Here is a 13,216-nt window from a genome sequence, read left to right as displayed (position 1 = left end):
AAGCTAGGATAAAGCTCGGCACCTTTACATGAGCAATCAGCAAGGAACCGATAAGCATGGAAACGCCCAAAATCCCCCCGCAAACGACAACTTCCCTTGTCTCTTGCTTTGCCCGCAAGGACTTGTAATGGTAAATAAAGCAAACGAACACAAAAAGCGCATAGCCAACTATATAGGCAGTCAATGTTTAATCTCCTTCTCGCTTAATTGCAACGGAGGTCCAGCCATTCCGGCTCCGCCAATCGAAAGCTTCACGTCAACGGTGATGTCTGCTTCGGAAAACTTGCTGTCCCATTGCGTTTGAACAGCTCTCCATTCCTTCGGCTTATTCCGGTAAAGCTCTCGCCCTAATCCAATGGCATCCGTATGAAAACGCTTCTGAAGCTTCATAATCGCATCCTGAATTTGTTTTTCCGCGGTCTTTTCCAAAGCCTCTTGTACAAATATAAGATTCTGCGGACGGGTAACGTCCAGATCTGAATTATTCTCGATTAGAGCGCCTTTCGCTTGCAATAAAATCTTGAATTTTATTTGGTCTCCTGTTATATCCGATGTGATGGAGCGGTTGGCATGCGTAACGACCATTCCCACATTCCCTTTTCCATCGGGCAGCTCCGAGTTGATTCTCCCATCCTCCATATGATCTCTCGCCCAATTTAATCCATCCGTCTCGTAACTATTCAATAGACCGACTAATTTCAAATTTTTAAACACGGCGGCGCCTGACAGCTTGAACACGCTGGTTTTGCTCTGGCCGCTGCCTTCCGAATCCGCCTCTATAACTCCCATAATCGGATAAATTCCTTGACTGGATGACGCCATGAAGAAATCCCGCAAGGTTACGGCAATTTCGCTTTGTCCGGTTTCCATCTCTTTGACCGCTTCCATCGGTACTTGGTCATAGGGGTATTGCGCTTCCAGAACCTGCTTCGCTTCTCCTCCTCTGACAACCATGATATAGGTTTTTAAACGTTGGCGCGGATCGTGGGCGAACACGTCAAGCACATCGTTAATTCCCTGCCGGCCCAGCGACTCGCCAATAAAAATCACGCTGCGATGAGAAGTGAATAGCCTGCGGGAGCTCTTCTTCTGAATTTTTTCAAACGCGTCACTGACATTCTTGCCTGTGGCGGACAAGACAAAGAATTTTTTTGTCTGTCCGTCCTTGCCCCCTGCCAGCGAAGAAGCAGGAAGGGCAAATTGCAGGGTAAGCAAACTCTCCCCCTTCTCGTTCATATCAAACGCCGACCCCGTAATAAACGCAAGATCGTTTATTTCCGTACGGTCCCAGCAACCACTAATAATGAAGATGGACAAGATTAAGCAAATACGCAGCAAAGGTTTCATCTTGGTTCCTTTCTTTCTTAACGGCGTGCTGGTCATCTACTTGCGCTTATTGCGGTAGGGGCTTGGTTTTTGTCCGGCCGGTTCGCGAACCGGTTCACTCATTCCGGTGGCTTGAGGCCTCATTCTCCTCGCCCAGATCGGCGCTCGAATGAGAATGTCCTTCAGATTGGACATGGTAATCGGTCCTAGCGGTGACAAATACGGAACGCCAAACGAGCGTAATGAAGCAACATGCAAGACGATGCATAAAAATCCGAGCACAATGCCGTAGAGACCTAGCGTACCCGCTAAAAATAGAATCGGAAAGCGCAGCAGCCGAATACCGCTCGCGAAATTAAAGCGCGGAATGGCAAAGGTGGCGATGCCCGTTATGGATACGATAATGACGACCGGAGCGGATATAATCCCCGCTTCCACTGCAGCCTGCCCGATAACTAATGCCCCTACGATACTGATCGCTTGTCCGATTTGCTTCGGCAAACGAACCCCCGCTTCCCGAAGCGCTTCAAAGACGATTTCCATCGAAAGTGCTTCAAACATGGCGGGGAAAGGCACTGCTTCCCTGGAGGATGCAATACTGAACACCAAATTTGTCGGAATCATTTCCTGATGAAAAGTCGTTACCGCCACATATAAGGAAGGTGCGAAGATGGCGATAAAGATGAACAAGAAACGAATCCAACGGACAAAGGTGGCAATCGGCCACCGGATGTAATAGTCCTCGCTTGCTTGGAGTCCTGTCCAGAACGTCATAGGAACAATTAAGACAAACGGGGTGTTATCAACAAGAATGGCTGCTTTTCCTTCCAAGAGCTCGGCAACAACGACATCCGGGCGCTCCGTACTATGTACTTGCGGAAATGGCGAGTAAGGTAAATCTTCAATAAATTCTTCGATATAACCGGAATCGAGAATGCCGTCTATTTGAATTCGACTTACTCTTTTGCGGACTTCTTCAATTAGAGAATCCTCGGCAATTCCATCTATATAAGTCATGACAACTTGCGTCTGCGTTAAATCACCAATGATGACAGGCTCCATCTTCAGCCTTGCTGTTTTGAGTCTGCCGCGTATTAAACCAATGTTCGTTGCTATATTTTCAATAAATCCGTCCCTAGGCCCGCGAATAACCTGCTCGGAGGAAGGCTCTTCAAGACTACGGTGCTTAACGCCGTTTGCTTTGACCAATATAGCCTTGCTATCCGTATCTGTTAAGACGGCAGCGTAACCATCCAATATTTGACGAACAATCTCCTTAACTTGTGTCGATAGCTTTGTCATCCATGCGGAGATAATGGATTTCCCTAGAATCTCCGTTCCGGAAGGTTTACGATCGGTTTCTTGCTTGATATCGCTCTCGAACATTGCTTTCAGGATATGATCGTCAATCAATTGTTCGTCTGCAAGACTGGCAAGATAAATAACAAGAGACTCCTGACCGGCACAATGAATTTTGCGGAAGACTATGTCGGAGCAGTTCTTGAATATGTCTTGGAACACGGCCTCATTTTGCTCCAGAGTTGAGGAAAGTTCATCGCGCTCGACATCCTCCGGAGACAGTTCAGCTGTGAATGGATGCTTTGGTTCTACGCGTATCCATTTCTTGAACCGTTTCACTTCAATGCCCCCCTAACAGAACTCACGTATGGATATATCTTCCCGATTATTGCCTCATATTATTCGACGAAAAAGACAAGAAACCATGAAGCTATGCTCCATGGTTTCTTGTCTTTTATAGGATAATTTACGTTTTTGGCACAAGTACCGCGTGTCTGTTTCTAAACTGACGGTAGGCAGCCGAAAAGCACATCAAAAAGCCTGTTGTAACAAATACACCTATAGGAAATGCCCATGTCCCCCAGTCAGGAACGATAAGCGGCATTAACGAAACGCCGAAAGCAACTGGTACGGGAGTTTTGAACCATTTGCAGAGAATGAAGGTAATGAGTACGTTAATTACGCCGACCCCTATAATGGAGCCGGGCATTAAATGATAAACGCCAACGGACAGAATAGCCGTAACGGTCAATACGGATAAACGAGGCGATATCATTTTCCAATGGAATTTCTCCGTATGGAACAGTTCGAATATGAGCGCGAATACAGGCGGAATGATGAGTACATTTAATTTGGTCGAAAAAGCCAGTCCAATCCAAAGGGCCAGGATCAAGGTTATGATAACCGTATCCTTTACCTTGCGGACGTCGGTTCCGGACAATTTGCTCGGATCTCTGAATTTAAAGGCTGCAGCCATAATCACAAAGGTGAACACTGCTGTTGAGATTGCGAATGTATAATCGTGCAGACCCAAAAATATCGGCAGTAAGGCAGCGGGAATCGTTGGTCCAAAATTAACGCGGAATACGTGCATCAGAATGACGATAAGGATTAATCCTAACCAAATCTTTAACAAAGGCGGCAGGGTCAAAAAGTTCATGGAAGTTCCGATGAAGGCGCCTAAAGTTGGAGAAAGCCACAAGTGAACGGGATTTTTAATCCAATGTGGTACAGGAAATACCATAACCCCCATTGCCATTCCGGCGATTTCAGGGAAAAGGATATCTCGCTGATTAGAAACGACAGCAACCAATAGCATGAGAAAAACTAAAAGGTATGCCGATAAAAACCGTCCGGATTTAAAAGTATCCCAAAACATTTCAATTCGTCTCCTTTTTAATATATGAGGTCGCTTATTCCTTAATATCCGTCAGCTGCATACATCCTATACAGCTTATTTTCTAAGTGAAAGCTTAACTATTAGTTCGGAAAATCCACGTCGGGCGGAGGCATTTGGATGAAGGAGCATTGGGTTCGGGAATGTTTTTTGCCTCTGATCCATACATACTCCCGATCATATTTCTCCAATAGACCTCCACCCGTATATTTCTCATTCAGAATAACCATCACGTATTGACCGAAGAATAAGGCATTATCGAAATCAGCGTCAAATTGAAGGTGATTAGAATTCATTTTATCCCATCCCTTTCTCTCGGCTCCTGTCCTGCACCCTCATTCTATGAAAGATAGACCGATAGATCAATATCGTTATTTCTATGAGTACGATAGAAGATATAAATCATTAACTACGGATCATAGCCGTCATGCCCGTGCGGGTTAACTCTAAAATACCGTATGGCTTCAACAACGCAATAAAGGAATTTATTTTCTCTTGGTCTCCTACCACTTGGATCACTACATTTTCCGAGCCTATGTCGACGATGGAAGCCCGAAATGGCTTAACGATGCTTAATATGGCCGGATCTGCTTTATTAACGTTACTTACCTTGATGAGAGCTAGTTCGCGGTCAACCATCGGAAAGGCGCTTAATTCAACGATTTGTACGACATCGATTAATTTATTTAACTGCTTTTTGACTTGTTCCAGCGTATTGTCATCACCGTAAGTCGCAATAATCATCCGTGACAGCTCCGGCGTCTCCGACTGGCCAACCGTAATGCTGTCAATATTGAAACCGCGACGAGTAAATAAGCCCGTGACTCTCTGCAAAACACCCGGGTGATTGTTTACCAGTACCGCAAACGTGCATCGTTTCATGCTTCATCCCCCATTATCATCTCATCTATAGTCGAACCCGGGGTAACCATCGGATAGACATTCTCTTCCTGACTGATCGTAAAATCTATAACTACGGGACCGTCAATTTCCAGCGCCTTGTTCCATACTTGAAGAGCTTCCTCTTTATTCGTTGCTCTAAATCCTTTAACACCGTAGGCTTCAGCCAGCTTTACAAAATCCGGGCTGCCGGATAAATTCATGCTGCTAAAACGGTTATCATAAATGAGTTCTTGCCATTGCCGGATCATGCCGAGAACCTGATTATTCAAAATAACAACTTTCACCGGAAGATTATATAATGCGCAAACCGCAAGCTCCTGCGCACACATTTGAATGCCGCCATCTCCGTTAATGGACACCACGAGCCGGTTCGGATTACCGATCTGCGCACCTATTGCCGAAGGCAGGCCAAAGCCCATCGTACCAAGTCCGCCTGACGTGATGATCGAACGCGGATGTTTATATTTGTAGAACTGAGCGGCCCACATCTGGTGTTGACCGACATCCGTAGTAATGATCGCTTCGCCGCCGGTTGTTTTGCTAATCATTTCGATAACGAATTGCGGTTTTAAAGTTACCTCCGAATCGGTGTAACGAAGCGGATTGTTGTGCTTATTATCTTTAATCCGTTCGAGCCATAATTCTGATTTGGCGGGTGCGGCAGTTAAGTTTGCTTGTTGAAGAATAGCTTTTACGTCGCCAATGCATGGAATCGCCGTCGACATGATTTTGCCGATCTCTGCCGGATCGATATCGATATGCGCGATTGTTTTTGCTCTGGGAGCAAATCCGCTCGTTTTCATCGTAACCCGGTCATCGAAGCGTGCTCCGATACTGATGAGAAGATCGCAATTTTGCAAGGCTGTATTGGCCGTATAGGTTCCATGCATGCCCGGCATGCCCATCCATAGTTCATGTCCGCTTGGAAAGCCGCCTAACCCGAGCAAGGTCGTTGTAACCGGTATCCGCGTTTTTTCAACAAAAGCAAGCAATTCTTTCGATGCATCCGAGTAAATAACTCCTGCACCCGCCAGTATGACAGGCCGTTCCGCTTGTTCAATCGCTTTGAGCAGCTTGTCAATCTGATTGGAATCAGGCTGTATCTCGGGTTTATATCCTCGAATTCGAGGAGTATCTAACGAATATTGAAATGTCGTCACTTGGCTTGTTACATCCTTAGGAATATCGATTAATACCGGACCCTTTCGCCCCGTCGATGCGATATAAAAGGCCTCATGAATGACTCGCGGTAATTCCTCGATATCCCGAACTAAATAGCTGTGCTTCGTAATCGGCATTGTAATTCCGACAATGTCCGCTTCCTGAAACGCATCCGTACCGAGTAAGGACGAAGAGACATTTCCTGTAATCACAACTAAAGGAACCGAATCCATATTAGCCGTTGCGATTCCTGTAACCAGATTTGTCGCGCCGGGTCCCGATGTTGCAATACAGACGCCAACTTTACCCGTTGCGCGAGCATAACCGTCTGCGGCATGGATGCCGCCTTGCTCATGACGCACTAAAATAGATTTAAACTCCGGAATATCCAGAATCGCATCATATATATTTAGAATGCTGCCACCAGGATAGCCAAAAATACAATCTACCTCTTCGATCAGTAAACTTCTGAGTAACACTTCCGAACCTGTTACCCTATCATTCCTAAAAAGCCTTTTAAGCCATTCAGGATTTAAGCGTTGACCGTAAGCTTTATCTATTATTTTTTCGCCCATGACATTTATCCTCTCCCCACGCCAATTTGGTGATGTCCTTTAAGTTTTCTAACAGTAACTCCTGTTGCCTGATTGTATGAAATTCAGAATTATTGATCAATATCGTCGTTTCTATCGTAACGATAGATAGAATTAATCGTATATTCCCGTTGAACAACAAAAAAACCGCCCCTGAATAGGGCGGTTCGATATAAATAAATTAGACGGAAGGCTGTTGATGCTGGAATACCTGCTTCACGTGCATGATCGAAGCAACATTGCGTGTCGTGATGGAATGAACGCCCCATTCCGCGTATTGGCGCATTAGCGCTTCATCCTCGACGGTCCATGCGTATACGGGAATTCCAAGCTCTGCGGCATATTCCACAAACTCTTGCCGCAAGATTCCGTGATAAATATTTACTCCAATGCAGGAAGCTTCAAGGGCATCCGCACAGGTTTGAATCATTGCTTCCCGGTAAGGCAAAGTCTTAAACAATTCGACGTTGGTGTTAAGCAGCTTGCTCATTTCCGGCTGCAGCCGCTCCGCAAGTAGCGCCCGCTCCCACTCGCAGCCGGAGAAGAAGGCTTGCTGCGACAAGCCGAATTTGCGGACCAGCGCCGCTGCCGGCTCAATCGCCGCATCTACTTTCAAGTCCAAATTCACGATTTTGCCGGAAGCTTGTACGAGAGGCAAAATATCTTCCAGCTTAAGAAGGGCCGGCACTTTACCTCTCTCCAATTCAGAATGCAATTTAGTCAGCTCGGCGTAAGTCATTTCAGCTATATTCGCATTAAACCGTTCAACGGTAAGCCATTCATCGTCATGTGCCAGCACGGGAATTCCGTCCCTGGTCACCCGAATATCCTCTTCCACCACGTCGGCGCCGAGTTCAAGTCCGATCTGGACCGAACGCAGCGTATGCGCTTCGGTGTTCATGCTGCCTGCGTGAGCCGTAATCAGCGGAAAACTTCGCGTCATTCTTGCCACACTCCTAACTAGCGTCTTTGGTTAATCATAAGCCTATTCGGATTCCGCGTAAATCGCATTTGTAAAAGCAATCATCGTACGCACACCTTGTACCGTTCCTTTAAGCTCTGCACGAACCCACCGCAATCCGTGACCGGGAATCTCGAAACGATATTGCTCCTGCTCCGGGCTTGCATGCCGCTCTCCAATAACGCCGAGGTTGCTCATTAGCGTTATCGAATACCGGGCTTCGGGAAATTCCCATAATCCTGCTCTTACGTGAAAATCAATCTCCACAACAGCCTCGTGATTATGGCTTCGATCATGCGCGGGCATGCAATCGCCGATCGTGTAAACCATCTTCCCGGCATGAAGCTCCAGCGTCACTAACGGCCCCATGGTAACCGAAGCTCTTCCTGCGGCAAGCGCATAAACGGCTTGTTCCGTTACGCTGCCTTCATTTTCTTCGAGTTGCAAATACGTAACCGATATAGGGGCATCCGTCTGCTCCTGCACATGCCAATCCCTTCCCGATGTTGCTGCAATCCGGAAGCCATCGTTCAACCGTTCGGTCCATAGACGAAACGCCCGGTTATTGTCCGTCTTAATCGAAGGGAACGTACCCGACCATACCTCAATATAATCCAACTGGTTCCAATCCCGAATCTCAAACTCCCAGAAGCACCCCGTGCACATCGGATTACCGATTCGATAAGGATGCGCCATGCCGGCAATCCCTCCAAACGCATGGACCTGTTCGATCCCCCCGTGAATATCGCCCGGGCCTGCGGGACGCCAGTCGACGAATTCCGTTAATCCGATCGTCACCATATGCCCGTAGAACGTCGTCCATTCCATGCCTGAAATAATAGTCAGGCCAGTCTCCCGCTCAACATACTCCCTATCCTTCAAACCCGTCATCGTATTGTGGTCGGTCAGCGCCACGCAATCGAAGCCAAGCGCCTTGGCTCCTTGCGCAAGCTCCAGCAGAGATTGCCTGCCGTCGCTGTGATCCGTATGACTGTGCAGCTCGCATGCCATCCAGCGCATATTGTTAAGCCTCCTCATGGTGAATTCGCAAACGGTAGCGGCAATTGTCCGTTATAATCTCATGAAGACTTATCGTAATTCGCCACAGACCTCCGATCAGCTCGCCGCTTACGAACCCCGGCGAGGCATCCTCGCCTCCGATGAACAACAGCTGCTCCGGATCGTGCCGATGACCGGCGCCGCGGTGCCGCTTGGGGTCGTCGACCGAAACGGTGATCAGGTTTTTCAACGGAAGAAACGATTCCCACTTCTCCAGCATTCTTCCGCGCTGCGCCGGTTCCGTGTATTTGTTAATGCCGGCCGCGATTAACTGGTGAGCTTGCTCACGGTCATCGAGATTCTTAGGTTCGTAAGCGAAGTCGATCCACAGCTTGTCGCCCTGTCGATCCAGATGAAAGCTGTATGCAATATGCGTCTTGGAGCATACCGGAGTCACCTGTCCCTCAACTTCCAGAACAAGACGTTTCATTATGAGCGTGCCCCCTCTTCCTTAATCATGCTGCGAATGTAGAAGTAGCCCATGAACGAACAAAGCAGGAAAGTGAAGAACGCGAGCGCGGAAGCCTGCTCCTTTTCCTGAAACACGCCGAATATTTGCTCCATCGACACCCCAAGCATTTGCGGTGCATTAGGGCCAAGAAGGAACGGCGCGGTGAACGAACCGATAACGCCCATAAATACGAAGGTTACCGCAACAAGCAGCGTTTTGTAGGTAAGCGGCACGATAAACCGGGTAAAGATTCGGAGTCTCCCCGCCCCTACGTCCTTCGCGCTTTCCATCACCGAGTCCGGAATCCCCGCCAAGGCAGAGCCAAGCAGCATCGTCGTGAACGGAATGTTGAACCACAAATTAGCGATAATAATGCCTTTCATATCGAAAATAATGCGCGGAATTCCGCTGCCGCCAAACAGCAGCACCCACCTTGCTACCCAGCCATGGTTACCTAACAGCTGAATCAAGCCGTACGTCGCAATGACGGAAGGAATAAACATCGGGATCATGTACATATTCCGAATCCACCCGACTAATTTGCCTTTATTGAAACGCATGTAAGCTGCCAGCGCATAACTGACGATAAGTACGATTACGACCGATATAATCGTTACTTCCAGCGAAAATATGATGTTGGAGCGCATCAGCTTGTCAGTGAACAAGAACTTGTAATTCGACAGGTCCATGCCGCCCTCTTTGTTGGTAAGGCTCTCTTTGAACGAGACCGCGATTGGAATAACGACCGTGAGGAACAGCAGCAGAAAAGAGGGGATGACCAGAAGCAGTCCCAGTATCCCCATTTTCACTTGTTTCTTCATCATTGCGCCGCTACGTCGCTTTGCCAGCGTTTGTTGATTTCATTGCCCAAGTCGCCGATGTTGAAGGTCCGGAAGCCTTCAGCCACGCCTTTGAAGGAATCCTGAATGTCCTGCGGCATGTTCGACAGCTGGATGCCCGGGAAACCGTGCATTTTGGTTACAACCACCGATTGCGCTTCCGGCGACAACACGAAGTTCAGAAACTCGTTAACTGCGTCCTTCTTCTCGGAAAGCTTCGGTACCATCAAGTAGGTCGGGCCGCCGTTGAAGCCCGGGGTAATTTGCGCGATTTTCGTCGTAGCCGGAAGCTGGCCGTTACCGATTTGCTCAAGAGCCATGTCCGACCATGCCGGGATCATGTCTACTTCGCCGCTGATGAGCAGATCCAGCGTGCCTTGGTTTTTCTTCGGATAAATGCCTTTACCGTATACGTATTTGCCGAGTTCCTTCAGCGTATCGAATCCTTTGTCCCATTCCTTCTCAATGCTAGGATCGGAGTTATGAATCGCATCTTCAGAAAGCTTGTCGTACAGCGTTGTTGTCACAAACGAGCTGCCTGCGCCGCCTGTGGAAGGATCGTTGTAAGCAAAGCGTTCCGGATTCGCTTTAATCCAAGCGAACAACTCGTCAAGCGTCTTCGGAGGCGTCTGCACTTTCTCACTGTTGTAAGCAAGCACCACGGCGGATGAACGGTATGGAATGGCCAAGTTGGATACGTCTTTCATCGTATTCGCGTCAACGGAAGCGAGATTGCCGATTTTTGCCGGATCAAGCGTTTCCCACAGATCATCCTTTTGTCCTTGGGTTACGTTGCTCAGCCCGTCCTCGTACAGATCGATACCGCCGGAACCTTTGCCCGCCTGCTTCGCCGCGAGAATGCGGTCGTACGTCGGCTGCGCGCCTGTGCCGGATGGAATATACACCTCTTTAACCTTTATGTTCGGATGGTCCTTTTCGAACATCGGTATAATCGTATCCCATAGATTCTTCACGTTCTCGGAGCCCGTGAAATAGAAGCTGAATTCGACTTGCTGAGCCGACGGATCCGCCGAGGCCGTATTCGTCGCTCCGGCGTTTGTTGCGCCAGCGTTCGCGGTATCCGATTTATTCGAGTTTCCGCAACCCGCGAGAAGTGCTGCGGTAACGGTTGTTACAGTCAGTAAAGTAAGGGTGGATTTTTTGCTTAACATGCTTATTTGCCTCCTTGGCATTGAGGAATTTTTGTTCTCGTTCGAGATTCGATTTGCTTAAGCTTCCGGATACGTAATGACCTTTTTGAAGCTGACATAAACCTGATCGCCTGAATTCAGCTCCTTGACGGCATCCCGCGGCTGGAACGCCCGGATGACGCCATACTCCGGTAATTGAATCGATACTTCGGCATAATGGCCTAGAACCATAATCTGTTTGATAATACCTGGCAAACCCTCTTGGTCTTGACTCGACAGCATGACATCTTCAGGCCGGATTGCCAGCCATACCCCGCCGGACAACGATTTCGAATTGGGATACCTCAACTTCCCTACCAGTACTTGACCTTCCGAAACCACCCCTTTCAAAAAGTTCATTTTGCCGATAAATTGGGCGACATAAAGCGTGTTCGGCTGATCGTAAATCTCTTGCGGCGATGCGATTTGCTCAATGTTGCCGTGATTCATAACGACGATCCTGTCGGAAATCGACAGTGCTTCTTCCTGGTCATGCGTGACGAATACCATCGTGAGGCCGGTCTCCGCCTGAATCTCCCGCAGCTCTTCACGCATCTCATGCCGAAGCTTCGCGTCAAGCGCAGAGAACGGCTCATCGAGCAATAGAACGGCGGGTTTCAAGAGCAGTGACCGAGCTAGCGCAATCCGCTGTTGCTGGCCGCCCGAAAGCTGGCCGGGAAATTTGTTTTCGGCATCCGGCAAACGTACGAGCTTTAATACTTCCGTAACTTGTTTTCGGATATCGGCTTTCTTCACCTTGCGTATTTTAAGACCAAATGCCAGGTTATCGAACACTGTCATATGCGGCCATAGATTGTAGCCTTGGAACACCATGGAGGTCGGACGTTTCTCCGGCGGCGATTTGAGCACGCTCACCCCTTCGATGAGAATATCGCCGGAGTCCGGCTCGAGAAATCCGCCGATGCTGCGCAGTACCGTCGTTTTGCCGCAGCCGGAAGGACCAAGCAGCGTAACGAGTTCACCCTTATGCACATTAAGCGAGATCGAAGTAACACCTTCGCCGGTGCGGTAACGTTTCGAAAGCTGTTGTACGGATAGCTGGATTTCCCGACTGTTCCGATCCTTGTGAATTTCTTGCTTGCCCTGCTTACCTTGAATGCCTTGTTTATCTTGAACAATTTGAATACCTTGAACCATACCCGGATGGCCTCCTTTGTCTTGCGATAGTTGCCTCGTTACTTCAACGTAAACCCGCTGGACATGACATCCGCGCTAACGAAACGTTTGGCAGCGAGCAGCAGAATAATCGTTGGTGCCGTCAAAATGATGGAAAACACCGCGCCCGCAAAAGCGGGATAATCGCTGATAATGGAATACATGACGATCGGCATCGTTTTGTAATTCGGGATACCGACCAGGAACGTGCCCTGCGCTTCGTCGAGCGAGTTAAGGAAAGTGAAGATGGAAGCGACGATGATGCCTGGCAGTGCCATCGGCAAGGTGATTTTAAGAAATACGCGAAACGGCCCCGCTCCCACGTCTCTAGCCGAATCTTCCTGTGCTTGATGCACATTCCGGAAGGCGGCCGTCGGAATCCACGTCATAAACATAAGCACGTTGATCATGTGAATCAGGACAACGCCAAGCAGCGTATTCATTAGTCCAAGCTTGTAGAAAAGCACCGCGATCGAGACATACAACCCCATCTTAGGGAACGCATGGGTCAGCAGAAACGAGAACAGGAAGAACCGGCTGAACGGGAAGCGTATGCGGGCGAACGCATAGGCTGCCGGGATGCACAATACAATAGACAGCCCTGTTACAATAGCGGCGATCATGAAGGACAAACCGATCGACTGGGGGATATCCTCCTGTTTGAAGACAAATGCCCACCATTTCATGGACCATTGAGTCGGCAAAACGTCAGGATAGTTCCATTTTCCGGTGAAGGCTAGAATAGCCAAGTTCAGCAGCGGTCCAAGAAAGAAGATGACAAAGATGACAAGCACGATAAATTCAACGATTTTTCTTGTTCCGAGTGCCTTGAAATACCAGCGCATGAAGGGTTATCGCTCCT

At 48.4% G+C, this 13,216-nt stretch carries 13 protein-coding genes; all 13 read right to left on the bottom strand.

Annotated features, from left to right (window positions below):
- Positions 1-180: 180 nt before the first annotated feature.
- A complete protein-coding gene (locus PJDR2_RS14735; protein WP_015844503.1) occupies positions 181-1,347 on the bottom strand; it encodes a Ger(x)C family spore germination protein in 1,167 nt (388 codons plus the stop codon).
- A gap of 36 nt (positions 1,348-1,383) precedes the next feature.
- Positions 1,384-2,970, bottom strand: coding sequence for a spore germination protein (locus PJDR2_RS14730; RefSeq protein ID WP_416202275.1), 1,587 nt, complete (start codon positions 2,968-2,970; stop codon positions 1,384-1,386).
- A gap of 121 nt (positions 2,971-3,091) precedes the next feature.
- Positions 3,092-4,003 (bottom strand): hypothetical protein, encoded by a 912-nt coding sequence (locus PJDR2_RS14725; protein WP_015844501.1) that lies wholly within the window; start codon positions 4,001-4,003, stop codon positions 3,092-3,094.
- Between the two features lie 101 nt (positions 4,004-4,104).
- Complete coding sequence (locus PJDR2_RS14720) at positions 4,105-4,317, bottom strand: hypothetical protein (RefSeq protein WP_015844500.1); 213 nt, start codon at positions 4,315-4,317, stop codon at positions 4,105-4,107.
- A 109-nt stretch (positions 4,318-4,426) separates the two neighbouring features.
- Positions 4,427-4,903 (bottom strand): acetolactate synthase small subunit, encoded by a 477-nt coding sequence (ilvN, locus tag PJDR2_RS14715; RefSeq protein ID WP_015844499.1) that lies wholly within the window; start codon positions 4,901-4,903, stop codon positions 4,427-4,429.
- Positions 4,900-6,660: a biosynthetic-type acetolactate synthase large subunit gene (gene ilvB, locus PJDR2_RS14710; RefSeq protein WP_015844498.1), complete on the bottom strand. Its 1,761-nt coding sequence runs from the start codon at positions 6,658-6,660 to the stop codon at positions 4,900-4,902. Before ilvB ends, ilvN begins: the two co-directional genes overlap by 4 nt.
- A 199-nt stretch (positions 6,661-6,859) precedes the next feature.
- On the bottom strand, positions 6,860-7,621 hold the full coding sequence (locus PJDR2_RS14705) for a glycerophosphodiester phosphodiesterase (RefSeq protein ID WP_015844497.1): 762 nt from the start codon (positions 7,619-7,621) through the stop codon (positions 6,860-6,862).
- A gap of 42 nt (positions 7,622-7,663) precedes the next feature.
- On the bottom strand, positions 7,664-8,659 hold the full coding sequence (locus tag PJDR2_RS14700) for a CehA/McbA family metallohydrolase (protein WP_015844496.1): 996 nt from the start codon (positions 8,657-8,659) through the stop codon (positions 7,664-7,666).
- 4 nt (positions 8,660-8,663) lie between these two features.
- Positions 8,664-9,128, bottom strand: a complete 465-nt coding sequence (locus tag PJDR2_RS14695; RefSeq protein ID WP_015844495.1) for a hypothetical protein — start codon at positions 9,126-9,128, stop codon at positions 8,664-8,666.
- On the bottom strand, positions 9,128-9,970 hold the full coding sequence (locus PJDR2_RS14690; protein ID WP_041613456.1) for an ABC transporter permease: 843 nt from the start codon (positions 9,968-9,970) through the stop codon (positions 9,128-9,130). The genes PJDR2_RS14695 and PJDR2_RS14690 overlap by 1 nt, the downstream gene beginning before the upstream one ends.
- On the bottom strand, positions 9,970-11,160 hold the full coding sequence (locus tag PJDR2_RS14685) for an extracellular solute-binding protein (RefSeq protein ID WP_015844493.1): 1,191 nt from the start codon (positions 11,158-11,160) through the stop codon (positions 9,970-9,972). The genes PJDR2_RS14690 and PJDR2_RS14685 overlap by 1 nt, the downstream gene beginning before the upstream one ends.
- Positions 11,161-11,217: 57 nt before the next feature.
- Complete coding sequence (locus PJDR2_RS14680; RefSeq protein WP_041614303.1) at positions 11,218-12,243, bottom strand: ABC transporter ATP-binding protein; 1,026 nt, start codon at positions 12,241-12,243, stop codon at positions 11,218-11,220.
- Between the two features lie 131 nt (positions 12,244-12,374).
- On the bottom strand, positions 12,375-13,199 hold the full coding sequence (locus PJDR2_RS14675; RefSeq protein WP_015844491.1) for an ABC transporter permease: 825 nt from the start codon (positions 13,197-13,199) through the stop codon (positions 12,375-12,377).
- Between the last annotated feature and the right edge of the window lie 17 nt (positions 13,200-13,216).

Origin of the sequence: Paenibacillus sp. JDR-2 (genome assembly GCF_000023585.1) — a bacterium.
Taxonomy (GTDB): domain Bacteria; phylum Bacillota; class Bacilli; order Paenibacillales; family Paenibacillaceae; genus Pristimantibacillus.
The sequence above is the reverse complement of the archived record's forward strand: the minus strand, read 5'-3'. Positions and strand labels throughout refer to the sequence as shown.